The sequence below is a fragment of the Streptomyces sp. NPDC006372 genome (genome assembly GCF_040612515.1).
Taxonomy (GTDB): domain Bacteria; phylum Actinomycetota; class Actinomycetes; order Streptomycetales; family Streptomycetaceae; genus Streptomyces.
Map to the genome: position 1 here is coordinate 12,877 of NZ_JBEXQJ010000021.1, position 24,691 is coordinate 37,567.

The 24,691-nt window shown below is 68.3% G+C and carries 22 protein-coding genes and 3 pseudogenes; 10 read left to right on the forward strand and 15 right to left on the reverse strand.

Annotated elements, in window-relative coordinates:
- Positions 1 to 58: 58 nt before the first annotated feature.
- Positions 59 to 673 (reverse strand): helix-turn-helix domain-containing protein, encoded by a 615-nt coding sequence (locus ABZ016_RS26750; RefSeq protein ID WP_356919241.1) that lies wholly within the window; start codon positions 671 to 673, stop codon positions 59 to 61.
- A gap of 98 nt (positions 674 to 771) precedes the next feature.
- Here ABZ016_RS26750 and ABZ016_RS26755 point away from each other — a divergent pair, with 98 nt between their 5' ends.
- Positions 772 to 1,953, forward strand: a complete 1,182-nt coding sequence (locus ABZ016_RS26755) for a cytochrome P450 (RefSeq protein ID WP_356919242.1) — start codon at positions 772 to 774, stop codon at positions 1,951 to 1,953.
- 469 nt (positions 1,954 to 2,422) lie between these two features.
- On the opposite strand, the gene ABZ016_RS26760 is transcribed toward ABZ016_RS26755, so the two are convergent.
- Positions 2,423 to 3,433, reverse strand: coding sequence for a DUF4241 domain-containing protein (locus tag ABZ016_RS26760; RefSeq protein ID WP_356919243.1), 1,011 nt, complete (start codon positions 3,431 to 3,433; stop codon positions 2,423 to 2,425).
- Between the two features lie 819 nt (positions 3,434 to 4,252).
- Here ABZ016_RS26760 and ABZ016_RS26765 point away from each other — a divergent pair.
- Positions 4,253 to 4,594, forward strand: a complete 342-nt coding sequence (locus ABZ016_RS26765) for a hypothetical protein (protein ID WP_356919244.1) — start codon at positions 4,253 to 4,255, stop codon at positions 4,592 to 4,594.
- 73 nt (positions 4,595 to 4,667) lie between these two features.
- Here ABZ016_RS26765 and ABZ016_RS26770 read toward each other — a convergent pair.
- From ABZ016_RS26770 to ABZ016_RS26780, 3 genes and pseudogenes are all read right to left on the reverse strand, one after another.
- A pseudogene (locus ABZ016_RS26770) lies at positions 4,668 to 4,802 on the reverse strand (IS5/IS1182 family transposase); the annotation flags it as partial.
- Positions 4,803 to 5,382: 580 nt separating this feature from the next.
- Positions 5,383 to 5,688, reverse strand: a pseudogene (locus ABZ016_RS26775) (transposase family protein); the annotation flags it as partial.
- Positions 5,689 to 5,775: 87 nt separating this feature from the next.
- The gene (locus ABZ016_RS26780; RefSeq protein ID WP_356919245.1) at positions 5,776 to 6,609 is read right to left on the reverse strand and encodes a hypothetical protein; all 834 of its coding nucleotides are present in this window, start codon (positions 6,607 to 6,609) and stop codon (positions 5,776 to 5,778) included.
- Between the two features lie 234 nt (positions 6,610 to 6,843).
- On the opposite strand from ABZ016_RS26780, the gene ABZ016_RS26785 reads away from it, so the two are divergent.
- Together ABZ016_RS26785 and ABZ016_RS26790 are read left to right on the forward strand one after the other, a co-directional pair.
- On the forward strand, positions 6,844 to 6,966 hold the full coding sequence (locus ABZ016_RS26785) for a hypothetical protein (RefSeq protein WP_356919246.1): 123 nt from the start codon (positions 6,844 to 6,846) through the stop codon (positions 6,964 to 6,966).
- 35 nt (positions 6,967 to 7,001) lie between these two features.
- Positions 7,002 to 7,103 (forward strand): annotated as a pseudogene (locus ABZ016_RS26790) (IS5/IS1182 family transposase); the annotation flags it as partial.
- Here the strand turns inward: ABZ016_RS26790 and ABZ016_RS26795 are convergent.
- Positions 7,063 to 7,458: a transposase gene (locus ABZ016_RS26795; RefSeq protein ID WP_356919247.1), complete on the reverse strand. Its 396-nt coding sequence runs from the start codon at positions 7,456 to 7,458 to the stop codon at positions 7,063 to 7,065. The pseudogene ABZ016_RS26790 and the gene ABZ016_RS26795 overlap by 41 nt on opposite strands.
- A gap of 427 nt (positions 7,459 to 7,885) precedes the next feature.
- Between ABZ016_RS26795 and ABZ016_RS26800 the strand changes: the two genes are divergently transcribed.
- The 3 genes from ABZ016_RS26800 to ABZ016_RS26810 all read left to right on the forward strand — a co-directional run bounded on the left by ABZ016_RS26800 (position 7,886) and on the right by ABZ016_RS26810 (position 11,461).
- Positions 7,886 to 9,022: an amidohydrolase family protein gene (locus ABZ016_RS26800; protein WP_356919248.1), complete on the forward strand. Its 1,137-nt coding sequence runs from the start codon at positions 7,886 to 7,888 to the stop codon at positions 9,020 to 9,022.
- Positions 9,023 to 9,193: 171 nt separating this feature from the next.
- A protein-coding gene (locus ABZ016_RS26805) for an IS5 family transposase (RefSeq protein ID WP_356919360.1) occupies positions 9,194 to 9,996 on the forward strand; the annotation gives its coding sequence in 2 pieces (ribosomal slippage) (positions 9,194 to 9,536 and positions 9,536 to 9,996; 804 coding nt in all).
- Between the two features lie 190 nt (positions 9,997 to 10,186).
- Positions 10,187 to 11,461 carry a DUF418 domain-containing protein gene (locus tag ABZ016_RS26810; RefSeq protein WP_356919249.1) on the forward strand — a complete coding sequence of 425 codons (1,275 nt, stop codon included), beginning with the start codon at positions 10,187 to 10,189 and terminating at the stop codon, positions 11,459 to 11,461.
- An 855-nt stretch (positions 11,462 to 12,316) separates the two neighbouring features.
- Here the strand turns inward: ABZ016_RS26810 and ABZ016_RS26815 are convergent.
- Positions 12,317 to 13,612 (reverse strand): DUF418 domain-containing protein, encoded by a 1,296-nt coding sequence (locus ABZ016_RS26815; protein WP_356919250.1) that lies wholly within the window; start codon positions 13,610 to 13,612, stop codon positions 12,317 to 12,319.
- Positions 13,613 to 13,802: 190 nt separating this feature from the next.
- Positions 13,803 to 15,014 (reverse strand): DUF418 domain-containing protein, encoded by a 1,212-nt coding sequence (locus tag ABZ016_RS26820; protein ID WP_356919251.1) that lies wholly within the window; start codon positions 15,012 to 15,014, stop codon positions 13,803 to 13,805.
- Between the two features lie 164 nt (positions 15,015 to 15,178).
- On the opposite strand from ABZ016_RS26820, the gene ABZ016_RS26825 reads away from it, so the two are divergent.
- On the forward strand, positions 15,179 to 15,871 hold the full coding sequence (locus tag ABZ016_RS26825) for a response regulator transcription factor (RefSeq protein WP_356919252.1): 693 nt from the start codon (positions 15,179 to 15,181) through the stop codon (positions 15,869 to 15,871).
- Positions 15,868 to 16,977 (forward strand): histidine kinase, encoded by a 1,110-nt coding sequence (locus tag ABZ016_RS26830; protein WP_356919253.1) that lies wholly within the window; start codon positions 15,868 to 15,870, stop codon positions 16,975 to 16,977. Before ABZ016_RS26825 ends, ABZ016_RS26830 begins: the two co-directional genes overlap by 4 nt.
- A 348-nt stretch (positions 16,978 to 17,325) precedes the next feature.
- On the opposite strand, the gene ABZ016_RS26835 is transcribed toward ABZ016_RS26830, so the two are convergent.
- The 3 genes from ABZ016_RS26835 to ABZ016_RS26845 all read right to left on the reverse strand — a co-directional run bounded on the left by ABZ016_RS26835 (position 17,326) and on the right by ABZ016_RS26845 (position 20,005).
- Entirely contained in the window at positions 17,326 to 17,853 is a 528-nt protein-coding gene (locus ABZ016_RS26835; protein WP_356919254.1) for a hypothetical protein, read from the reverse strand.
- A gap of 101 nt (positions 17,854 to 17,954) precedes the next feature.
- Positions 17,955 to 19,742, reverse strand: coding sequence for an ABC transporter ATP-binding protein (locus ABZ016_RS26840; RefSeq protein ID WP_356919255.1), 1,788 nt, complete (start codon positions 19,740 to 19,742; stop codon positions 17,955 to 17,957).
- 47 nt (positions 19,743 to 19,789) lie between these two features.
- On the reverse strand, positions 19,790 to 20,005 hold the full coding sequence (locus ABZ016_RS26845) for a hypothetical protein (RefSeq protein ID WP_356919256.1): 216 nt from the start codon (positions 20,003 to 20,005) through the stop codon (positions 19,790 to 19,792).
- Positions 20,006 to 20,219: 214 nt separating this feature from the next.
- Between ABZ016_RS26845 and ABZ016_RS26850 the strand changes: the two genes are divergently transcribed.
- Positions 20,220 to 21,488 (forward strand): DUF418 domain-containing protein, encoded by a 1,269-nt coding sequence (locus ABZ016_RS26850; protein WP_356919257.1) that lies wholly within the window; start codon positions 20,220 to 20,222, stop codon positions 21,486 to 21,488.
- 475 nt (positions 21,489 to 21,963) lie between these two features.
- Here ABZ016_RS26850 and ABZ016_RS26855 read toward each other — a convergent pair whose 3' ends face one another.
- The 4 genes from ABZ016_RS26855 to ABZ016_RS26870 all read right to left on the reverse strand — a co-directional run bounded on the left by ABZ016_RS26855 (position 21,964) and on the right by ABZ016_RS26870 (position 24,278).
- Positions 21,964 to 22,401, reverse strand: a complete 438-nt coding sequence (locus ABZ016_RS26855) for a hypothetical protein (protein WP_356919258.1) — start codon at positions 22,399 to 22,401, stop codon at positions 21,964 to 21,966.
- Positions 22,402 to 22,526: 125 nt separating this feature from the next.
- Positions 22,527 to 22,742, reverse strand: a complete 216-nt coding sequence (locus ABZ016_RS26860) for a hypothetical protein (protein WP_356919259.1) — start codon at positions 22,740 to 22,742, stop codon at positions 22,527 to 22,529.
- Between the two features lie 64 nt (positions 22,743 to 22,806).
- Positions 22,807 to 23,175, reverse strand: coding sequence for a hypothetical protein (locus ABZ016_RS26865; RefSeq protein WP_356919260.1), 369 nt, complete (start codon positions 23,173 to 23,175; stop codon positions 22,807 to 22,809).
- Positions 23,176 to 23,279: 104 nt separating this feature from the next.
- Positions 23,280 to 24,278: a YdcF family protein gene (locus tag ABZ016_RS26870; RefSeq protein WP_356919261.1), complete on the reverse strand. Its 999-nt coding sequence runs from the start codon at positions 24,276 to 24,278 to the stop codon at positions 23,280 to 23,282.
- Positions 24,279 to 24,691: the final 413 nt, after the last annotated feature.

The window sequence follows — 24,691 nt, forward strand, 5'->3', positions numbered from 1 at the left end:
TCCGAGCCTCAAAAACCGGCTATCCGTGCCACGACCGAGTGGGCGTGCGCTGAACACGCTACGGGCGGGGGAGCGAGTTGAGGCCGTCGATCGCGATGTCGGTGGCCCTTTGAACGGCTTTGTAGGTCTGCTCCGGCCGGTTGCCCCGCTTTTGGCATGCGGCGACGACGACCTTGATCGCCCCGACCAGCGAGCCCACCGCCGCGGCCGCCTCGACGAGGTCCAGCTCGGGGCAAGCCAGGTGGAGCGCTTCGGTCAGCTGTAGCTGGATGTCGAACAGCAGGTGCAGCTCGCGCGCCTGAAGTGCCGGGACCGATGCGATCAGCCGTCTCCGAGCTGGGCCGACTCTCCGCGCCAACTCCGAGTCTGTGTCCGCGAAAACACTCTGGTCGATGACGCGCCGCAGCAGGTCGGCCACCGGTTCGCCGGGCTGCCGTTCTCCGATGATCTCGACCGCGCGCTCCAGCCGCGACCTGTCGTCGAAGAAGACGATGTCGTCCTTGCTGTCGAAGTAGCTGAAGAAGGTCCGTGTCGCGATGTCTGCGGTGGCCGCGATCTCGGCCACGGTTGTCTGGTCGTAACCCTTCTCCGCGAACAATCGCAGGGCGCCTTCGATGAGCGCTTGCCTCGTGCGCATCTTCTTCCGCTGGCGCAGCCCTGGGTCGCTGGTCACGACCGCACCTTACCGCATGCGATGTAATTTTGCATCCGTTGATGTTTTGCATTGAGTGCTGTTTTATCGGGAGGCCCGTACCGACCGAGGAGCGGCCGATGGAGAGCACATCCCCGGCAATGGTCATGCCCACGGCCCGCCAGAACCCGTTCGATCCGCCCGAGGCACTGCGCCGCCGGCAGGGGCTCGGCCCAATCCATCGGATGACCTACGTCGACGGTGGTCAGGGGTGGTTGGTGACCGGCTTCGCCGCAGCGCGGGCGATCCTGGCAGATCCCCGATTCAGCGTCCGCCCGGACCACATGCGCTCACCAGTTGCCCAGCCGACAAGGACGCCCGTGCCGCCGGGATTCTTCCTCCGCATGGACCCGCCCGAGCACGACCACTATCGGCGGTTGCTCACCGGTGACTTCACGGTGCGCCGGATGAAGCTCCTCGAACCGGAGATCGAAGCGATCGTCAATGACCAGTTGGACGCGATGGAGCTCGCCGGGGGCCCGGCCGACCTGGTCAAGGCATTCGCGCTGCCGATCCCGTCACAAGTGATCGGCGAACTGCTCGGGGTGCCCTACTCCGACAGGCAGGGGTTCCAGCGGAACGCCGCCACGCTCTTGAACATCGACCTCACACCGGAACACCGGCAAGAGGCGGTCAGGGAGCTCATGGCATATCTACGGGACCTGCTGCGACACAAGCGTTCCTGGCCAGAGGAAGATGTGCTCAGCGGGCTCGCTGCGCACGAGGGACTTACTGCGGACGAGAGAGCCGGACTGGCGCTCCTGCTCCTGATCGCCGGGCATGAGACAACGACGAACATGCTTGCGCTGGGCACTTTCGCTCTGCTGGCCAACCCCGCACGGTTAGCCGAGGTCCGCGACAAGGAGGAAGACGCCCCTGCGGTGGTCGAGGAGCTGCTGCGTTACCTCACGATCATCCAGCACGTGGTCCGCGTCGCGCTCGAGGACATCGAGCTCCACGGCTGCCTGATCAAGGCTGGCGAGTCCGTCACCGTCGCACTTTCCGCGGCGAACCGGGACGCTGACCATTTCGCCGACCCGGACGCGCTTGACCTCACCCGCTCCACGGCCGGACACCTCGCGTTCGGTCACGGCCTCCACCGGTGCCTCGGGCAGCGACTGGCCCGCGCCGAAATGCGCATCGCCCTCCCCGCACTGCTTCGCCGCTTCCCGGCACTACGTCTCACTGTCGCGCCCGAGGAAGTGCCACTGCGATCGGCCATGACGGTCTACGGCGTGCGTGAACTTCCGGTCACCTGGTAGGCAGATCAAGGTCGAGAAGAACGACGTGTGCCCGCCGACTTGCAGCGCGACGTCTGCGAGTTCGAGCAATGCCCCTTCAATGCCGACTTCCCACCGACATCCGGCCCTTCAAGCACCGCCCGCATCACCGCCCCCAGACACCTCCCCGACTAACGCCTCCAGCGGATACCCCGCATCGGACCACGATCGTCTGGATCGAACTCACCCAGGCGCACGGCATGGATCAGTTGCGGCCTCCGGTGTTGTCACTTCGCATCGACACTTCCGACCGAGTGATCGCTAAGTGCTTCCGGAAACCGCCGACAAATGTTGTCCGTTCCCACCTACGAAACCAGACGCGCGGTACCGCTGGCGAGCTTCCCTGACGTCCTCGAGTTGTCGAGCTTCTCAATCGGTCGTGTGCCCTCTGGAGGTTCGCCGCGGTCCCAGCCTCGGGCAGCGCGGTCTCGCACCGATGGTCGGCGGCTCCTTACTCTCCCCCGGCGGAATGGAGCTGGAAGTCGACGACGACGCAACCAACCTGTCCGTCATCGGTGCGGCCGATCCAGACAGGGTAGGCCCCGTCACCCCGGCCGGCACGGAAGGCGATGAGGTTCGGCTCGGGCTCCGTGCTGGGCAGTTCGACGGTGAAACGGCTGTCGAGGGGTATGAACAGGTCCTCATCCAGCTGGTCTTCGATCACCGTCCGGGTCGCATCCAGGAAAGCCGCTGTGCCGGTATCCACGCCAACCCCGTAGAACTGGCCCTCGCCGAGCAGCCCCAGATCCTCGTCGGGCAGGAGAGCCATTTCCCACTCGCGGGGCGGGATATCCAGGCACGTCACTTTGGCCGCGGCAACATCGGCTCCGCGCTTCGTGCGCAAAAGCGACAGCGTGACCGGAAACTCGCCCGGTGGCACAGCGACGGTCCGCGGGGTCTCTCCTACCAAGCCGGGGTCCGAGACCGCCAGCTGCCCTGACGTGATCCGCAGCAGGCCGGCGTCGACGGGCTCGACGACGGCCGGCCCATCCGGGGTGTCACACGCGCCCGGACTGAACAGTTGCTCAATTCCGGTGGCGCGCAGCGGTCCCGACCCCTCTGCCACCGACACGTCACTCAGGACCACGGTCGTGGCGGGCACATGGCCCTGCTGGGCGAGGAACGGCGCGAACACCTGCCACTCGCCGAATTCCGGTACCGGGCACAAAAAGTCCTCGACGGGCGCCGAGAACCGCCGCACGGGGACGCTCGACGGGCCGGATGTTCCATCGTGCAGTGGCGCCGTCGAGGCCCCCCTCGGCCCGGCGAACTCGGACCTCACCTCGACCTGCCCGTCGGCCGAAACGGTCGTGGTCTCCTGAGCATCGAACTTCCAGGACGAGCGCGCCTGCTCGTTGGAAAACTGCCATCGGCTGTTGTGGTGAGCCAACAACATTCCTGTGCGATGCGGCTTGAGGTCGATCACCTGCATGCGCCAGGACCTGTCGTCGAACAGATACACACGCCACTTCCCACGCGGCCAGTATTCGACCAGCGCCAGCGGTCGCTCCCGCGAGGACAGCAGAACCGCGTACTCCCTACCGGCAGCGTGTCTGCGCGCCGCAAGAGCGCGCGGAATCGGGTCCGGATGGGTCATTCCTTGGTGGGAACCCCACATATCTCCGTACGACACATCAAGTCTGTCGAAGATCACAGCCGCTCATCTCCCCCCGTGGCACCGGCCAACCCCCGAGCAGTGCCCGCTCGATGGGTGACCCTGCCTGATCGCCCTGCCCATTTGGAGCTTCGTCGTGCCGCCAGTCTGCCACTGGGGTGTGACACGCAGGATCGTGGGAGACCAGCGACCTGACTGGCCGCCCCACGCGAGGGAGTCAAGCAGGGCGGCAAGCGTGCCCGAGACGGTGTCGAAGTGTTAGGGGTCGACTAGCGTCCTGCCGTGCGTTGCGCAGTGCCCTCGCCGCCAGATCGGTCGGTTCGACACCTGCCGCGACTTGACCATGTGCTCCCGGGACCTGGTTGCCACTCATAGAGGAAGCGGCCAGCGCGGGAGGATACGAACTCCAGGTCCGACGCGATGGTCGCGGCGAGCGCGTCGGCCGGCTTCAGCAGTCGCGATAGAGACGCGACCAGGCGCCTGACCGCGTCGCGGTAGAGGTCGCGGCAACTGGCGCGGCGTCTACAACCGGCTGCGGATGTGGGCCTTCGACGGCTGCGCTGTCGACCTGCGGCCTGCTCGCGTCGTACTGCGGCTGCCAACTTGCCGAAGCAGCGCGGGCTCAAACCGGCCCTCTCGGTCCGGGGTCGGCCCAGACTGCTTCCCATGGCCGACGAAGAGCGCAACGAGGCAGAAGCACCCACGTTCCTGTCATCCATGGTCGAAGTAGCTCGGCTGCTAGACATCAACAATGCGGTCAGCGTGCGGGAAGACCGACGTGCGCGACATCTGGCCCATGCTGTGCGCAGGCCACTACTCCAACGCGCCAGCTTGCCCGAGGAGTTCTTCGCACCGTTGATGGCCGCAGCCGTCTACGACGCTGGGACAGGTACGGACGCGGAGCAAGCAGGCGCCAAGCGGACCTGGTACTGCGCCCACTTGATGCTGCGCGCGGACCGTTCTCCGGCATACGCACCGCACCTGGTGGTAGCCATGATCCGGCCCTGAGTACGCGGCCTCACTGGACCGCACTAAGCCTGATCCCGTCCACCGGGTTATGGGACAGCTCTTAGAGGATGTCTCACGTGGCGAGTTTCGCGAGCTTCTTGTAGCAGGTGAGGGCGGCTGCGAGGCCGAGGAAGGCGAGGAAGTGAGATCCCTTTCGCTCGTACCGGACGGTGAGCCGGCGGAAGCCGAACAGCCAGGCGACCTCGCGGACCTCCTCCCTGCCGTGCCCGCGGTCCTTGGAGTGGTGCAGGACGGGCGCGTCCTTCCAGGGAAGTTGCCTCAACTGGCCTGAGAGCTTGGGCTGATTGTTCTTGATCGACAGAAGGTAGTGGGCGTGGCGTTGTTCGACGAGGTAGCGGGCGTGGTCCTTCTGTGCGTGCAGGGCGTCCACAGTGACCACGGGGTCGGCCAGGCCGGTGTCGTCGATCTGGTCGAGGAAGCGGGGCGAATCCGGGAATTTCGTTGGTCTTCGCTCCGATCTCACGCCGGGCCGCGGTCAGGGTGTCGTCGTGACGCACGGCGGTCAGTATGAACACGCGGCTGCCGTCGGCGCGTACTGCGCCGCGCAGACACTTTCCATCCACCGCGAACACCCGTTGCGACGGCCGAGCGTCGCCTTGTTGCGGTGCGGCGGCCCGATGCGCACGCCGTTGTTCCCGCTCACGGACACCATCCGGTGCCGTGGCGCAGGGGGATGAGGGCGTCAGGGCCGTCAATCGGGCGAAGCCGGCTTGGGTGAGCGCGGCGGCGTCCACCTTGCCGAAAACGTCCCGCAAGGTCCGCTCGCCAGGAGCTGTGAAGCGGCCGGTGAACGGATCGTAGGGACAGCCGAGGCGCGCAAGTACCGCTTGATCGCAGCGTCTTGCCCACTCGGCGATCGAGGTCAGTGAGTTGTGCCCCGCGCTGGTCATCGCACACACGCCCACCGCGAGCAGCGTCGCCAGCCGGTATCGCACACCCCGGGGATCACGCGGGTCAGGCACCCGGCTCAGCCCCTCCACCAGCCCCGCAGGCACGAGCGCCCCCGGCGGCGAGGAGGGCAGGGGCGCCGCGTGCGGGGCGATGGGCGTGGGTGATGAGGAAACAGCGAGCACGGCAACCTTGCAGACCGTGAAGTGTGGAGAACTCCATGATCACAAGGGGCCGTGCTCGCCTTGCACTGACCGCTGACACAGCATCACCTAATCAACCGGGTGAACGTGACTCTCCCCCTGGGTCCGGCAGTTGACCTGCAACGATCGAGGCTGGAAGGCGGCAGCGGCCACCGCTTCGGCTTCCGGCAGCAGGTTCTTGCTCTCCTGGATCACCCTCTCGTAGGTGCGCTCGTGGTCCCCGCATTCGAGAGCGAACTGCAGGAGCGAGCCGGACCAGTTGTCGAAGAGCGAGAACGTGCGGTCCACAACCCGCTTGGCTTCCTCGCGCTGTGCGTCGTCGAGGGACGGCAGGCTTTTCTCTTCTACCTCGGGCGACTTTATGCTGTGCGACGCCTCCGCCATATAGTGCTTGGTGCCGAAAAACTCACATTCGCGACCGTCCCGCAGGGCGATTCCGCGGCAGTGGGTGAAGATTGTGATGGAGACAGCCTCGATGGACTCGACCATCGCGAAAACAGCGTACGTGGGGGCGCCCGCGGCGAGCGCGGCCAGCTCCAGGCAGAGACGTCGAGAGTGGCTGAAGTCCGCACTCCACAGGACCCGCGTGGCGTCCGACAGGGGCATGCTGCTGTCGGCCCCCAGCTTCTCCAGGTCGGTCAGCATCCACTGCCAGTGGAAGTCCTCTTCGTACGTGTGCGCGTTCAGAAGGGCCTGTAGCTGATCGGCCCGGGCATTGCCTTCGTCTTTACGGAAGACGTACTTGTTCAGGTCGGAGTAGCCCATGATGAAGGGAACCACGCTGGGCCCCCACGCCAGACGCCTTTCTCCGGGGAGCGACTCGTCGGTGAGCAGGCGAGTGAAGAATGCATGGTTCTCGTACGCTTTCCGATGTTCTTCGATGTAGTCGATGACCTTCTGCATGGAAAACTCCGTTTGTGATGTGTCGAAATTTCCGCAGCGACAGGCGGAGAAGGCATCATCGCATAGGTCTCTTCAACTCATCATGTCTTACGAAGCGTTGACATGGGTCTGCCCTTCTTTCCCTTCAGGATTGCCCTTCCTTCTGGAGCGCACGGCCGCACCGTGACCGGCCCGTGATCGATCCCGACGGCCGGGGACGCCAGCCAGGTTCAGAGCCACCGCACCCCCACCGTCATGACCGTCCTGCGCGACCCGGCACACACCACTTTCCACTGCGCCGGCTGGGCCAACACCGCCAGCGCCCGACGCGAGCACGGTCAACCCGAGGCCGTCCTGACCCTCCACGGCATCCCGTGATCAAACGGGCGAACGTGACTCTCCCCGGGGCCCTGCGGGCCGGGGCGTGGGGCCGGCCGCACGAGGCGGTGCTGCACCGACTCGATGACGCCGGCCTCATCGACGTCTCGCGCGTGGTCCTCGACTCCGCTCACGTGGGGGGCTAGAAATGGGGGCGAACTCAAGGTCCGGGGCACCCTTTTTCGTGTCGATGTGGCTGCCGTCGATCACCGCCCGGGACCAGTCGATCTCGTTTGCCGCGTTCAGCTGGGCAAGCAGGATCCGATGCAGATCGTCGAACACCCCGGCGTTGATCCACCGCTTGATCCGCCGCCAGCACGTCATGCGTGACCTGAAGCCGAGTTCCTGCGGAAGGTCTTCCCAGCAGATCCCGGTATGCAGCACGTACAAGATGCCCTGCAGGCACTGCCGATCCGGCACCGGCCGCGGGCCGGGCGTCTTCATCGGGCCACGGCGGCAGCAACGGCTCGAGAAGCTCCCACAACTGATCATTTAGCAGAGCGCGTGAGCAGCTCTTTAACGTTCGTCTCAGGTTCGCTCGGTAGGAAGTAGGCATGCGGATAAGCGATGCAATCCGTATGCAGGAGGCTAGTGATGGCAGTCGACGCAGCACATCGGGGAAAGCGCAGCCCGGCCGGTTGCGGTTCGAGGCGGCCACCAGGGCGCTGGCGACGGCGTTCCCTGTCGCCGCATGCGGGGTCACACGCCGACAACAGTGCGGGGCCCGCCGCGACCGGCCCGCACAGCGCGCACGCGGGCGGTCGTCAGCTCCACCACAGCCGCTGCGCACCGGCGAGCGGTTCCTCGACCTGAGCGCTGCCGTGGTGCGCGAGCAGGACGCGAAGACCCCCTGAAGCATCTCGCAGACGGATGCCGTACGGATACCTCACCACACAAACGCCTGAAGAGAGGGACTGACATGAAGCCCATGGGACGCCGCGGCTTTCTCACCGCCAGCACGGCACTTGGCATTGGTGCCGGCTTGTCCACGCACGCCATTGTCTCGGAAGTGAGCGAGAACGAGACTTCGGACAAGACTTCGGGCATTTCACGGCGGGACCAGGACCTGCCCTTCATCGGCACGGAGGAGACCTTTTCGACTCCCACGTTGTTGAAGCTGAACTCCATCAATCAGGATCACATAGCGTTCCTTGAGGGAATTGGTCTTTCGGATCTAGGTCAACGCCGCATCGGCGATATGGATGCGGGGGGACTCAACGTTCAAATCCTCTCTGCTCATACACCCTCCGTACAAAATGTCCCTGGGCCAAGGGGCATCGACCTTGCCTATCGTCTTAACCGGCAACTTGTAGACGGGCCAATCGCCAAATATCCGGGCCGCTTCAAGGCTTTCGCCACCTTGCCCTTGCAGAGCCCGGAGGCGGCGGCGGACGAACTGGAACGCTCGGTTCGGGAAGATGGCTTCTTGGGAGCACTGACCAACGGACACATCGCGAAGAAGTATCTCGATCATCCCGATTTCGAGCCTGTGCTGGCACGTGCCGTTGCTCTCGATGTGCCGATCTACCTACATCCCGGCTATCCAGCTGACGAGGTCTTCAAGATCTACTACAGCACCACGCGGTCTAAATACACGGAAGAGTACCAAGACTACATTTTCAGTGGGTCTGGATATGGCTGGCACCAGGAGGTGCTGACCCAATGCATTCGGATGATCGCGTACGGGGTTTTCGACAGATTCCCCAAACTGAAAATCATCATCGGCCACATGGGAGAAGGTCTTCCCTTCTACTACGAGCGGATCGTCAATGACATGGGCGAGCCGACCAAAGACTCGCTCGAGAAGCCCATCGGGCAATACTTCCAGGACAACTTCTGGGTCACAACCAGCGCATTCCCCCAGACCGAACTGCTCGATCTCCTGCTGAAGTACATAAGCGTGGATCGAGTGATGTTCGCAACCGACTACCCGTTCGCGGACATAAAGGAGCAGACCGACTGGTTCCGCGGAGTCGATTTGCCACGCGAAGACAAGGAAAAGATTGCGTTCCGAAATGCGGAGAAACTGTTCAGAATGAAAGTGTCCATGAAGTGATACGCCAGCGGCGGCCGGAGTGAAAGAATGCTTTGCTGTAAGGCGAGAGTACGGCCGAAGTATGCGATGCGCGGCTGCCCCATAACGCGGTCTCATACAGGCTCTTCTAAGAGGACGTCTCACGTGCTCGTGTGGTGAGCTGCGGCACCATTGCTGCTTGCGGGTGTCGATCTGTCGGAGCGGCTGGTTCCTGACGGTCTGTGGGAGCTGGTCGCACCGTTGCTGCCGTCGTTCAACTCCCGTCCGCAGGGCGGCGGGACTGCTCCGTGTGACGAGCGGGCTGTGTTCACGGCGGTCGTGTATGTGCTGACCAGCGGGTGCGCCTGGCATCTGCCGGAGACGTTCGGCGTCTCGCCCGCGACCGCGCATCGCCGGTTCACCGCGTGGATCCGGGCGGGACTGTGGCGTCGGCTCCACCGGGCGGTCCTGGACGAACTCGGTGCGCGGGGCGAGCTGGACTGGGCCTCGGCAATCGTCGATGCCGACTCGGTCCGGGCCAAAAAGGGGGCACGCTGACCGGGCCGAACCCGGTCGATCGCGGCAAGAAGGGCAGCAAGCTGCATGTGCTGTCCGAGGCCCAGGGCATCCCGCTGGCCGTCGCGGTGTCCGGTGCGAACACCCACGACAGCCTGGCTCTGAAGCCGCTGATCCGCGGTATACCCGCCGTCCGCTCCCGCCGCGGGCCGCGACGGCGTCGGCCCGTCAAACTCCGCGCGGACAAGGCGTATTTCTCCGCCGAACACCTCACCTGGCTGCGCGAGCGAGGGCTCGTCCCGCGCATCGCGCGTCCCGGGATCGAATCGAGCGAGCGGCTCGGCCGACACCGCTGGAAGATCGAGCGGTCGATCGCCTGGCTGTTCGGCTTCCGCCGGCTCACCGTCCGGTACGAGCGAAAGGGATCTCACTTCCTCGCCTTCCTCGGCCTCGCAGCCGCCCTCACCTGCTACAAGAAGCTCGCGAAACTCGCCACGTGAGACATCCTCTTAGTGCTTCGGTGTCCAGGAGCGAGGCGTGAGTGAATAGGGCGGTTGGCCGTCAGGGCCCGCCGGCCGACCGTCGCGGCGCTGTTCCGCCGGTCGGCGGTGTGGCCCCGGTCGGTCGGCGGGGGCGTTGCCGAAACCTGTCGGGTGGTCCGCCTTCTGACGGCACCGAAAGATCCTGCGCATGACACAGATAAGGCCGCCGCAGGAGATATCGGCTCCGCAGGAGAACTCGCCTCCACCGCCGCGAACCTCGTCCGAGTCCGCCGGGCAGGTCTCGGGCGGCACTTCGCTGGGACGCCTGGTCGGGGTGGATCTGGCCCGCGCGCTGGCGGTGTTCGGCATGTACATCGTGCACATCGCCCCGATGACGTCAGCCTCGAACAACGTCGGCAGCTGGGTGTACTTCCTGGCCGAGGGGCGCTCGTCGGCCCTGTTCGCCACCCTCGCCGGGTTCTCGCTGATGCTGATCGCCGGCCGCCGTGAGCCGAGGACCGGCCTGGCCGGCCGGCAGGCGAAGGCCAGGATCGCGATCCGCGCCGTGATCCTGCTGGCGCTGGGCACCGTGCTGGCCATGGAGTACGGCGACATAATCATCCTCGCCTACTACGGCGTCTACTTCCTCCTCGCACTGCTCCTGGTGCGACTGAGCGCCAGGACGCTGGCGATCATCGCGGCGGGGATCGCGCTCGTCATGCCGCAGCTGGCGTTCGTGCTGAAGATGTGGCTGAGCGACTCCGTCCAGCAGAGCATCAACGCCTACGACCCGCTGGAACGGCTCAGCACCGTGGGAGTACTCGATCTTCTGCTCACGGGCCTCTACCCGACCATCACGTGGATGGCGTTCGTGATCGCCGGCATGGCGCTGGCCCGCCTCGACCTGTCCGCCGCCGTCCAGCGGCGCCTGGCCGCGCTCGGTGCCGGCCTCGCCGCAGGCGCCTACTGCCTGGCCATGCTGCTGGCGGGCAAGGACGCGGTGTGGAGCTTCGGGGGAGGCGGGGGGCCGTCCAGCGGCTCCGGTGCGGGCTCCATGGGCAGCGGCTCCGGGTTCTCGGGGTCCATGGGCAGTGGGTCCGGCGGGCCTGTGCTGTCTGCCTCGGACCTGCTGGGCGCGGTGTCGCACACCGGCACCACCTTCGACACCATCGGCTGCCTGGGTGTCGCGATCCTCGTGATCGTGGGCGCGACCGCAGCGATGGACCGCCTGCCGCGGCTGCGCCGTCTGGCGAAGCCGGTCATCACTGTGGGCACCATGTCCCTGACGGCCTACGTGGGCCACTTCCTCGCACAGTCCGCGTGGCCCGCTTCCGGCGCCGGCATGACGAAGTCCTGGGTGCCCGTGCTCCTGTACATCCTCGGGGCGATCGTGTTCGCCGCGATCTGGTCCCGGTTCTTCCGCCGCGGCCCTCTGGAGTATCTGCTCAACGCCGCCACCAAGCCTGCCAAGTACATCCGGTGAGGTCCCGCCCGCCCGGCCCGCAAGGGGATCGCCCTTGCGGGCTTCGGCTGTGGTCCTGGCCGACTGGATACAGCTCCGCCTGGCGCCGACCGGCCGTCCACGGGGCGCGGTCTGGACAGCTGCAGGGAGATGCGCGGGTCTTGGTGCCGACGCGGCCCGGGGAGGGCACGGGCTGCAGCGGCTCAGGACACGGCGGCCGCAGCGTGGCTGAGAACAGGGCGGACACACAGGTTGGTGCGGAGACTCGAGCTCCGCACCGGGCGACACCCAGAACCTCATCCCCTTGTAGTCACCGCCCTCCTCGGCCGTGACCACGACGACATCGCACACAGCCACAACATTCCATTCGCTGGTCCCGCATCCCCGTCAGACAGGCGATGACAATGAAGCACCCCTTGCCCAGCCGGCGCATCAGGAAGCCTGTTTCGGCGTGATCGACGGCCTCTCGACAGCGTCGCAGTGACGGTGAGGGCCGGCTCGTCCCGGCTTCGAGCCACCGAAGTCCGCGGCCGCTGCCCGCAGATCGGCGACGCTCTGGTCAACGGCGCCCCGCAGCGCGCCCCGCGTCCAGAAGCACAACTCCGAGGACCGGGGGGGCGGCCCTCGGTCCTCGGAGTTGTCCTTCTGGACGGCTGAGGACGGCCTCCGGGACGTCCCGTTCGGCATTGCTCCAGACGGCGAACGCCAGAGCCACGACAAACGCCGACAGAACCCGCCAAGGTCGCCGGTGGCGGCGGCCGCACACCCCCAACACAGCCATCTGACCGCCGCCGAGCCGAGCCCTGCCCGTTTGGGGCGGTGATCTCGGGAGCAGTCAGTTCCTTGTACGGACCTCCCGGGCTGCCCGCCCGCGGCTCAGCGGACGCGGTTCGCCAGTTGGGTGGCGCTGTTGAGGAGGTACTCCAGCGGGCCGCGGCGGAAGAAGCGAGACCAGATTGCCGCGAACAGAGTGGCCCCGACGACGAAGCAGAGCAACAGCTCAAAGGAGGCGGACTGCGGTGGGGTGACCGCCTCGCCCGGCAGGGCGAGAATCACCAGGATGTGGCTCACGTAAAGGGTCAGGGACATGGTGCCGACGGCGATGACCGGCGCCGCCAGCCGGCGCAGCCACGGCAGTCGGTCCATCGCCACCGTCGCGCACAGGATCACGGTGATCGCGATCCCGATGCAGCCGACGAGGTCGAACGTGGAAGCGCTGTGCGGCTCGGCCGCCAGCAATCCCCACGCGTCGGGGCCCCACAGCCCACCACCGACCGGCAGGTCGAAGGATCCCTCTGCCATGCCGGGATCCTTTATGGCACCGCGATCCTTCAGGACGTCGAAGTCCTTCATCTCAGGCATCCCGCCCGTGATCTTCTCCGCGCCACCGGTCAACCGGAGCGCCAGCCACGAGACGCCGTATCCGAACGCGATCAGCGCGGGACCGACCACGGCCAGCCGCCGCTGCACCACGCCGGAGGCCAGGTCCAGCCGCCCCAGCGCCATGCCGGTGACCACGAACGTCATCCAGGTGATCGCCGGGAAGAAGCCGGTGAGCAGGAAGTCGAGCACGCCCACGCCGGAGATTCGCGTGATCGGGTCGTACGAGTCGACGGTGTTCAGGATCGACTGGCTGAGCAGCGCCCGCAGGCAGTACGCCAACTGCGGCGTGACGACCGCGAGCGCGACCGCGATGGTCGCGAGCGTCCTGGCTCTCAGCCGCACCAAGGGCAGGGCCAGCAGGAAGAACACCGCGTAGAAGTTGATGATTACGGCGCCGCCGAAGTCGGTCATCGCCAGCGCGCTGCCCACCACCAGCAGGATCACGGCCCGGATCACGATCCTGACCTTCGCCTGTCGGCCGGCCAGTCCGGTCTTCGGCTCCAGGCGGCTGGCGATCAGCACCAGGGAGAACCCGGCGAGGGTGGCGAACAGCGCCGAGGCCCGGCCGCTCGCCAGCCAGACGAACCAGGTGCCAACGCCGTCGCCGGACGTGGGGAAGGGGTTGAAGGGGCCGGTGTGCACGGCGAACATGCCGAACACCGCCAGTGCACGGGCGAGGTCCACTCCGACCAGCCGCGCCGTCGACGAAGGGCGTTCCGTCGCCGTGGCGGACTCGGGTGAGGGTAAGGGCTGGGCAGGCGCCTTCTCGGCGCCTTCGATGTCGGTCACCGGGACAACCTCGCCGAGGCGCGGGCGGTCGACCATCCGCCGAACTTCAGGAGGTGCCCCGCCGGTCGGCCGACCGACCCCCTCCGGTTGGCGGGGGTCGATCTTGGCCATACACGAACGACTGTGGTCGTCGAGCTGGTCGCCGGGATGCCGCGGGTCAGCAGGCTCACCACGACCAAAAGAACATGTCTTACGGGATGTGTCGGGCCAGTCCGGTCACCTTGCCCATCAGCCATTCCAGCGGCCCGCGCTGGAAGAAGCGGGACCAGAGGGTGGCGAGAACGGTGATGGACGCGATGAAGCCGAGCAGGATGTACAGGGGCGGGACGGTCGCTTCCTCGGTGTCCAGGAGCCAGATGGCGACGATGTGGTAGACGTACGCCGTCAGGGACATCGAGCCGACCGCGATGACGGGCGTGGCCAGGCGGCGCAGCCGGGGGAAGGCGTCCATGGCGGCCAGGCAGGCGGTGATCACCAGGATCGCCACACCGGTGTTGCCCACGATGGACAGGGTCGCCTCGCTGTGCGGGGAGGCGACCAGCATCCCGGCGGGGGTGTCGCCGAAGATGCCCTCGCTGCCGGGCGAGGCGGACGACATGGACGACATACCCGGCGCCCCTGCGGTTTCCCGGACGGCTGCGGCCGCACCGGGCACGAGACGCAGCGCCAGCCAGGAGCCGCCATAGCCCGTGACGGCGAGGGCGACGCCGGCGAGGGCGAGACGTATCCGGACAGCCGTGGCGGCCAGGTCGAGGCGGGCGGCGGCCATACCGGCGATGACGAACGGGACCCAGGTCAAGGCCGGATAGCCACCGGTGAAGAGTAGCGAGACGACACCGTCGGCCTGGCCGACGGTGGGGAACGAGCGGCCACCGACCACCGGCTTCAGCAGGTACAGCAGCTGCGGGCCCACCAGAGCCCAAGCCGCGGCGATCAGCGCCAGCGGTTTGGCGCTCAGCCGGTGCAGCGGCAGCACGAGCAGGAAGAACAGTCCGTAGAAGGCGAGGATCGGCACGACCGGGGTGCCGGTCATGGTCAGGGCGGTGCCGACGGCCAGCAGGATCACGGCTCGGATGACGACCTTGGCTACGGCCTGGCGGCCGGCCAAGCCGGTCTTCGGTGTGCGGCGCCCGGTGATGAGGGCGACCGCGAAGCCGGCCAGGACGGCGAACAGGGCGGAGGAGCGGCCTTGCGCCAGATCCATCAGGAAGCCGATGACACCGCCCTGATCCGGCGCGGGGCCGACATGGACCGCGTACATGCCGAAGACGGCCAGGCCGCGGGCCAGGTCCAGCCCGATCAGCCGGCCCACCCCGGGCGCACCGGTCGAGGTCTCACCACGCTCACGGTCGGGGGACGCGGCGTCGGCCGGGAGCAGCGCGGAGTCTGGGTGATGGGTCATGACCCTCAGGCTGGAGACCGGGCCGATCATGGACTATCCGGCAGAAGGCTGCCGTGTCCCTGCCGACTGGTGGGTGCTACCCCGCCGTGTGGCTGGAGCTGCCGCTCGACGGGCCACCGGGACCGATCGGGGCTTTAGGGTCGAGTCGGCATGGGCCGGACGGCATGAATGAAGGTGAGGCGGAGCACGTGATCCGGGTAGTGGTGGTCGACGACGAGGCACTGGTCCGCTCGGGCTTCGAACTCATCCTGGGCGCGTCCGAGGACATCGAGGTCGTCGCGACCGCCGGCGGCGGCGAAGCCGTCGAGACGGTCCGCCGGGAGCGGCCGGACGTGGTGCTGCTGGACATACGTATGCCGGACGTCGACGGGCTCACCGTCCTGCGCGAGCTGCGGACGACGCCGGACGCTCCGGTGGTGGCGATGCTGACGACGTTCGACGCCGACGAGTACATCCTGACCGCGCTGCACTCCGGCGCGGCCGGTTTCCTGCTCAAGGACACCGAGCCGGAGCAACTCGCCCACCTGGTGCGCACCCTGGCCGCGGGCGGGGTGGTGCTGTCCCCCAAGGCGTCGCGGACGCTGCTGCACAGCCACCCCGGCACCGGGGCGGCCGTCGACGAGGACGCGGCACGGGTCCGGCTGCTCACCGCACGTGAACGCGATGTCCTCGTCCTGGTGGCGGAGGGCCTGTCGAACGCCGACATCGGCGCGCGCATCCACCTGGGTGCCGGCACGGTCAAGGACCACGTCAGCGCCATCCTCACCAAGCTCCGGGTGTCGAGCCGGGTGCAGGCCGCACTGCTGGCCCAGCGGGCCGGACTGCTCGACGGGCACGCGCAGGAGGCAGGCCGATGAGCCGTGCACGCGCCATGTGGCAGCGGCTTCCCACGCCGGTCACCGACCTCGCCCTGGTGGCGGTGGCGGCCGTGGATGTATGGCTCAACATGTGGGAGCACACGCCCCTCGAGCTCGTGCTGGCCGCTATCGGCTGCACCGCGCTGGCCTTCAGGCGCCGCTTCCCGCTCGGCGTGTTCCTGCTGACCCTGCCCGTCGCGCTGATGCAGGATGTCGCCGTTGCTGTGCTCGCGGCGCTGTTCACCCTGGCCGAACGCTCCCGCGACCGCCGTCTCCTCGCCGTGTGCGTCGCCCTGTCCGCCGTCGCGAGCAGTACTCCGTGGCCCCTGGCCGAGGTCGACCGAACCATGACACTGGTCTTCTTCGTGTACGGCCTGGCGACCGCCGCGGCCCCGGTCCTCTTCGGCCAGCTTCTCCAGGCCCAGCGGGACCTGGCGCGGCGGCTGGCCGAGATCGAGGAGGCCAAGGAGCACGAGCGGGCCCTGCATGCCCAGGCAGTGCTCGCCCGCGAACGCGCCCAACTGGCCCGCGAGATGCACGACGTGGTCTCCCACCAGGTCAGCCTGATCGCCGTACGGGCCGGGGCGCTTCAGGTCGCCACCAAGGACGCGGACGCCAAGGAAGCCGCCCGCACGATCCGTTCGCTGAGCGTCACCACGCTCGACGAACTGCGCACCATGGTCACGCTGCTGCGCGCCTCCGGCGGCGACGCCACCGAGCTGACGCCTCAGCCCACCCTGGCCGACCTGCGCAAACTGGTGGAATCAGGCGGCCCTCACGTGGACTTTTCGGGTGAGCTGCCGCCCACCGTGGGCACACCCGCGCAACGGGCCCTCTACCGTACGGTCCAGGAAGCCCTGACCAACGTCCGCAAGCACGCCGCCGGCGCCAGAGCGCGCGTCGAGCTGTGGCAGGCCGACGACGGCATCGGAGTGACCGTCACCAACACCCCGCCCACCCGGCCTTCGCTGTCCCTGCCCGGTTCGCAGCAGGGCTTGGTCGGTCTGCGGGAACGGGCCGACATGCTGCACGGCACCCTGGAGGCGGGCCCGACCGCGGAGGGCGGCTACCGGGTGCGGCTGCGCATTCCCCTCAGCGCGGACTGACCGACCAGGCGGCCGAGCGGCACAGCCGCCGTCCGGCCGCCTGCCACGGCACGCCACCTCATGCTGTGCCGTGGTGGTGACTGGATGGGCCCATCGGTCAGGTCCAGACCTCATGCCGCGAATCGCAGTTACGCTCGTCCGCCGCCCGGCGGCGGGATGTGTCCTGTCGCGGGCCCCTTCAGAACGGTGTTGAGTCCTCGGTCCGTCGGCTGATCCGCGTGGATCTCGTACGCTCGCCGACGCCCCGGCCCGGCGTCAGCGCCCGACGGAGGCCGGACAGGGGCCGGCCAGGGGCCGATACGCGGCCGACGGCATCGGCCCCTCAGTGGCATCCGCGACATCGCCTCGTCACTTCAGCAGGGTGCTGACCAAGGCGACGGCCATTCCCAGAAGCGCGTCGATACAGCCGATCCTGACGGCTCGTCCCCACGTCCGGCCCGCGGCCCGGGCGGCGAGCAGGCCCCAGCCCAGCAGCAGGACGGTGTTGATTCCGAAGGCGACGTACTCGATGCCTATGGAGCGCCACCAGCCAAGGCCCGCCCCCCACAGCACCAGCGTGGTGGGCAACGCTGCCACTACCAGCGGCCATTCGGCGAGCACGGCACGCACCACACCCCGTACGCCGGGATGGCCCTGCGCGTCGCGGTGGGCGATCTGGTGGGCGTAGCCATGGGCCAGGGCCGAGGCGAGGGCGGTGAACAGGACCCATAGGGCGTCGTCCATGCGTGCCGCTCGACTCGTCTCGCCGAACTGGGTGAGCGCGGCGACGGCCGAACTCGACACCAGGAGCCCGTACACGCCGCCGAACAGCGCGGTCGGCTGGGCCAGCCAGTCCCACACCGCACCTCTGCAACGGATGGCGGACTCGGTGCGCATACGGGGCCTTTCACGGTCTTGGTTTGCGTGGGTGTCGGTGCTTGGGGTTGTCCGGCCGGGAACGCTGCAGTGGACGACCGGACAACCCTGTGTGTGGTGCGTCATCGCGCGGGAGCCAGGAACTGGGTGGCCGCCAGTTGCGCGTACAGCCGGTCCTGGGCCACCAGTTCGGCGTGGGTGCCCACCGACCGGACCCGGCCGGCGTCCATGACGACGATCCGGTCGGCGCCCGTCACCGTCGACAGGCGGTGGGCCACCACCAGCACGGTGGTCTCGCGGGCCACCTCCGCGACGACGTCCCGCAGCGCCAGCTCGTTGACGGCATCGAGCTGCGAGGTCGCCTCGTCCAACAACAGCAGGCGTGGCCTGCGCAACAGGGCGCGGGCGATGGCGACGCGCTGCCGCTCACCGCCTGACAGCTTCGAGCCGCGGTGTCCGACCGGGGTGTCCAGGCCGTGGGGCAGGCGCTCGACGAGGGTGTCGAGCTTCGTGCGGGCCAGGACGTCGCGGATGTCGTCGTCCGTCGCGCCGGGCGCCGCGAAGACGAGGTTCTCGCGGAGCGTGCCGGCCAGCACCGGGGCGTCCTGCTCCACGTACCCGATGGCGGACCGTAGCTCGGACAGGGACCAGTCCCGTACGTCCTTGCCGTCGACCAGGACCCGGCCACCGGTGGTCTCGTGGAACCGCTCGAGGAGTGCGAACACCGTCGACTTGCCCGCACCGGAGGGGCCCACGAAGGCCGTCATCCCGGTGCCCGGTACCTCGAAACTCACCTGCTGATGGACGTACGGCTGGCCAGGTCGGAAGCGGAAGGACACGTCCTCGAAGCGGACCGACGCCGGACCCGGGACCGGTGCCCCCTGCCTGGGCAGGGCGCCCGTCCGACGGTCGGCCGACTCCGTCGCCAGGCGTTCCACCTGCGCGATCCTGGACAGCGCGGCCGCCCCCTCCTGGTACGAGGACCCGGCGTCGACCAGCCTGGACACCGGCTCGATCAGGTAGAAGAGGTACAGCAGGAAGGCGATGAGGGTGGACACGGGGATCTCCCCGGACGCCACCCGCGCCCCGCCGACCGCGAGCACGGCGAGGAAGGCCAGCTGGACGGCGAGTTCGTCCGCCGAGCCCGCCACCGCCTCCCACTTCGCGCTCTTCACGCCGTGCCGCCACGCCCGCCGTGCCGCCGCCTCCACCCGGGCGGTCTCCCGCTCCTCGGCGCCGGACGCCTTCACCGTACGGAACGCCCCGAAGGCCCGCTCCAGCACGGTGGAGATCTCTCCGACCGCCTCCTGGGAGCGCTGGGTGGCCTGCGCGATCCTGGGCATGACCAGTGCGACGGCCCCGCCGACCAGCACGACCACCAGGAGCGTCACACCCAGCAGTACGACGTCCAGGTACGCCATCATCACGATGGCCGCCACGAAGGCCACCACGCCGGTGGCGGCGGAGACGACCGCCTGGGTGCTGACCGCCCGCAGCAGCGTGGTGTCCGAGGTGACCCGGGACATCAGATCGCCCGGCGGGGTCCGCTCCCACTCCGCGATCCGCAGCCGCAGCAGCCGCCCCACGAGGGTGCGCCGCGCAGCCAGGACCACCGACTCCGCCGTCCGCTCCAGCACATACGCGCCGAACGCCTCGACCGCCGTACCCACCAGCACCAGCACGGTGAGCGCGATCAGGATCCCGGCGATGGTCTCTCCGGCGGCGAGCCGGTCCACCAGTGCCTTCGTGGCCAGCGGCTGCAGCAGTCCCCCGGCGGCCCCGACCAAGGCGCACAGCAGACCGAGGGCGACGGCCCACCGGTGCGGCCGGACGTACGAGCCCAGTGCCTTGAGCGTCTCTCGGGCGGACAGGGAGGTTTCATCCGTCGTCGGGGCGGATGCGGTGTTCACGAAGTTCCCTTCTTCTTCAGTGTGCCGGGGCGTGAGCATGTGCCGGATCAGTGGCCGAGTCCGGCGGTGCGCATGGCGAGGTGGCGCACCAACGCTTCGGTCACCTCCGGGCGGACGACGCACAGGACGAAGGCGCCCGCCGCCAGCGCCATACCGAGGAACTCCAGAAACTCGCCCCTGCCAGGGACGGCGTCACGGCCCGGTACGTCGGCCGATGTTCCGCGGAAGCCCTCGCGCTCGTCGTGTCGCACACGCTGTGTCATGCCTCCAGCCTGGAAGCCCGCCCACCCCGCTCCCATCCGGCAACTGTCGGGGCCACCCCCGCCGAGTGGCTGAAGAAGGACCGCCGTCCGGTCGCACCGGACCGGCCGGGCACCGAGGTTCCACCGGTCGGCAGGGCGCTCCCCCCGATCGGCGGGGGCGTTACCGAAGACTGCCGGATGGTCCGCCCCCTGGCGTCCGCGCGAGGTTCTCCGTATGACACAGACACAGCCGCCGCAGGAGACGTCAGCTCCGCAGGAGAACTCGCCTCCGCCGCCCCGAACCTCCCCCGAGTCCGCCGTGCCGGCCTCGCCCGGTCCCTCGATGGGACGTCTCGTCGGGGTGGATCTGGCCCGCGCGCTGGCGGTGTTCGGCATGTACATCGTGCACATCGGACCCCCGCTGTCCGCCACGACCGGTGTCGGCAGCTGGATCCGGTACGTGGCGGACGGTCACTCGTCGGTCCTGTTCGCCACCCTCGCCGGGTTCTCACTGATGCTGCTCGCCGGCCGCCGGGAGCCGAAGACCGGCCTGGCGGGCCGGCAGGCGAAGGCTCGGATCGCGATCCGCGCCGTGGTCCTGCTGGCGCTGGGCACCGTGATGGCGATGGAGTACGGGGGAGTGATCATCCTCGGCTTCTACGGTGTCTACTTCCTGCTGGCCCTGCCCCTGGTGCGACTGAGCGCCAAGACGCTCGCGATCATCGCGGCCGCGTTCGCCCTCGTCACACCGCAGCTGGCGTTCGTCCTGACCTCGCTGCTGACTCCGTCGGTCCAGGAGAGCATCAACGCCTACGACCCGCTCCGCCGCCTCAGCGAGGTGGGAGTGCTCGATCTGCTGCTCACCGGCTTCTACCCGGCGCTCACCTGGATGTCGTTCGTGATCGCAGGTATGGCGCTGGGCCGCCTCGACCTGTCCTCCAGCACTGTCCGGCGGCGCCTGGCCGTAGTCGGTGCCTCCCTCACCGTGGCCGCGTACGGCATGTCCTTGCTGCTCGCCGGCAAGAACGCGCTGAGGAGCACGGCGGAAGACGGGTCGTCGTCCGGCGGCTCCGGTTCGATGCCCCCCGGCAGCGGTTCGATGCCCCTCGACGGCGGGTCGTTCCCCGATATGCCGGCGTCGTCGCTTCTTTCGGCCGGGCCGCACAGCGGCACCACGTTCGACATCATCGGCAGCGTCGGAGTCGCGATCCTCGTGATCGTGGGCGCGACGGTGCTGATGGACCGCCTGCCGCGACTGCGCCGTCTGGCGAAGCCGGTCATCGCCGTGGGCACCATGTCCCTGACCGCCTACGTCGGCCACTTCGTCGCACAGTCCGTGCTGTCCACGCCCGCCGGGACCAGCACCCAGCAGTCATGGTTGCCGCTGATCATGTACGTCCTCGGGGCGATCGTGTTCGCCACGATCTGGTCCCGCTTCTTCCGCCGCGGCCCCCTGGAGTACCTGCTCAACGCTGCCACCAAGCCGGCGAAGCACATCCGATGACACCCGGCCGGGGTGAGACGCCTCCACGTCCCACCCCGGCCCGGGGCCGCTCATGGATCCGGCAAACGCATAGTCTTTGCAGGCTTCACCCGTCAGCCCTGTTCGTCGCCGAAGGGTGCACCGAGGGCCCGCCAATCCCTGTGCATGGCTGTCTCAGCCCACCACCCGAACCAGCGACAGCACCACACCTGTTGCCCTGTGTATCTCCAGCAGTGCCAGCGCTAAGCTGCATCAACGATAGAACGCCACGGCGCAGGCCTCGAGAGAGTTGCCGCGCCGACTGCGCGTCAGTCAACGGGACACCGGGGGGCGATCGCCTGCAACAGCACCTCGGCCGGGGAAGCGTCCCGGCGCGGCGGGCCGACCTCGATGTCCAGCAGGCAACTGTACTCCCGCAGCCGCATCCCCGTTGTGACCGCCAACTCAGCGGCCGCGCTGTTACGCAGCGGAGAACGGACCCTAAAGGCCGGGTCGATCAGGCCGTCGGGCTGGTAGCCGCGCAACCCCACCTGCTTAAGGAACCGCCACTGTTGATCGTCGCTCGGCGCCTTCGCCACGTGGCCGGCTTGTCCGGCGCCTCACGGTGCGCGGTGCAGTCCTCCCGGTAGGCCACCAGATCGTCCTCCGCGGCCGACAACAAGTCCGTCGGTACCGGGAGCTGGTCCAGGAAGTCGACCAGGTCCAGCGCGTCGTACACATAGTTCTCCAGGGACTTCGCCTTCAGCGACTTCGACAGATCCAGGAAAAACGAGCACAGCGGCTCCGCCGGACGCATGTCGGAGCTGAGGAAGAACGGCGTGCCCTCCTTCACCGCCCCGGGCCGCTGTACGTACGCCCCGGCATCGAGATCGACCCCAGCTGGGGCCTCGTAGTAGCGACGCACCTTGCTGGGTGACACAAAGAAGTGGTGCACCCCAACCCCCTCCGAGACAAGCGGTGGCTTCGGGAGAGCCGGTGCAGGTCGCCTGTCGGTAGAGCAGGACGACGTCGTGGAGGGCGAGTTCGGCGGCGGTACCGGGGTGCACGGTCATGTGGCGCCTACGTCGGCACCGTGCCAACGGCCTGCTTGATGGAGTAGATGCGGGTGAGTACGTCGCCGAAGGCGGCGGCGGACCAGCTGTCCCCGGCGGCGTCGGGGCCGGGGATGAGTCCGAGGCGCTGGGCGCGGCTGAACTGCCACAGCGTCAGGCCGGCGCGGTCGGGGAACTGCAGAGAGCCGTACGTCTTCAGCGTGCTGGCAGTGGTGGTGGGCATACGGGGTCTCCGTCCGGGTGCTACGGCTGCGGGGGCTATGGAGTGCCAGTGAACTTGCCGGGAATTACCGATCCCGCATCTCCTCGTCGGCGTACTCGCCGTGGTCGCAGAGCTCACTGAAGTCGTCCGTCTCGGCTCCCCGAAACTCGTCGTCCAGCGCGTCCAGGACCAGCTCCTGGTGCTTGTCATCGGCCGGGTAGTACGGCTCGCGGGCTTCGTAGGCCACGTCTGCCCAGTACGCCGCCTCCTGCTCTGATTCCCATTCGGAGCGTTCGGCCGGGGTCAGGGACGCCAGCCACGCCTCATGCTGCACCCGGTGGGCCTCGTCGGCCGCATCGTGGTAGCCCTGCCAGATGTGCGCCGGCAGGTGGGGCTCCGGGGACCACCAGGACCGGTGCCGTCGAGCAGGTGATGGCTGTCCGTACGGGCGCACCGGCCCGTCGTTGGGATGCGCCAGACCGTGGCAACGCAGGCCGAGTTCGTCGAGGGCGGCGGTGTCGTGCGGGTGAGCCTTTTACGAGGTCTGCGGCCGGCGCTTCAGTGCTCGAATACCGCCGTCGCCACCGGCACTGCCAGCAGCAGGCTGAGTCCGACCAGGGGGAGGCGGTCCAGCCACAGGATGGCGGCGAATTCGCGCAGTGTCGCGGCCAGCCAGTAGGCGGGGGAGGTCGGCGCGCCCACGACGTGCACGGGCACGCCGACGCGGCGGGCCAGCAGGGTCGTGCGGTAGACGTGGAAGTCGCTGGTGACCACCGTGGCACGGTGGCCGGGAGTGGTGCCCTCCACGAGGGCCGCGCTGAAGCGGAGGTTCTGCCCGGTGTTGACGGAGCGGTCTTCCCGCACGATCCGGTCCGCGGACACTCCGCGTCCGCGCAGATAGTCGGCCATCGCGTCCGCCTCGGAGCGGACCTCGTCGTCGCCCTGGCCGCCCGAGACGACGAAGACCACACCGGGCGTGTCCGGTGCGCGGGCGGCGTCGATCGCAAGGGCGCTCTCCAGCCTGCGGGTCAGCAGCGGGCCTGGCCGGTCGCCGTCGAGCCCGGCACCCAGGACGACCACATGAGTGGTTTCCGGCAGGGGGGTGCTACGGCCAAGGACGAACACGTAGCCGGCGAAAACCAGGAAGAGCAGAGTGAGGTATCCCGCGGCCGCGTTCACCGCGACCACGAGGACACCGAACGCCTCGCCGCCGACCACGTGGAAGACCGCGTCGAGGCCGAGCACCGCCAGCACCGCGCAGCCGGCGGCCCCGGTCGCCAGCAGGGCTGCCTGTGGTCCGTAGCGCCGCACCAGGAGGACGCTGTCGGCCAGCATCAGCAGGCCCAGGGCGAGCGCCAGGAGCAGAGCGGCGACGGCGAGGACGGTGGCGATGGTCGGGTGGGCCGCCGCACTACGACCGGCCACGCCGAGTCCGGCAGAGGTCAGCGCGAGGCAGAACAGGACGGCGGTGGAGAACCGGTGCGGTGCCAGCAGGGCGTTGACGATGCCGCCCGCGGCGAACACGACCGCGGCCAGATACTCCGGGTACTCCGGCATGTGCCGCACCGCTCCGCTCCCCCGCCCGCCGGGCCGCTGCCCGTACCCGCCCGCTTCTCTCCGCCCGCGGGTTCCCGGACCCGATACGGACGGCTGCCGGCCATCCTCCCAGACCTGCTGTGGTGCGCCGAACGCGGGCGGCGGTGCGTTCGGCGGGACCGGCACGTCATGCCGGTGGTGCTGCCCCGCAGCCGCGTAGGACACACAGATGAACGGTGTGCCCTATAGCCCGGTGCAGATCCAGCAGGTACGGAAGCGCGACACGGCGGACCGCTCCTTCGGGCGACGCTGCACCGATGGCCATTATCCGTAACACGATCCGGTAACAGGTGCCCTCATGTTCGACCGCCCCCACTCGGACGGGCATCCCGAGGACGCGGTACGGGTCGGCAACGCCAGTGGGCAGCTCTCGC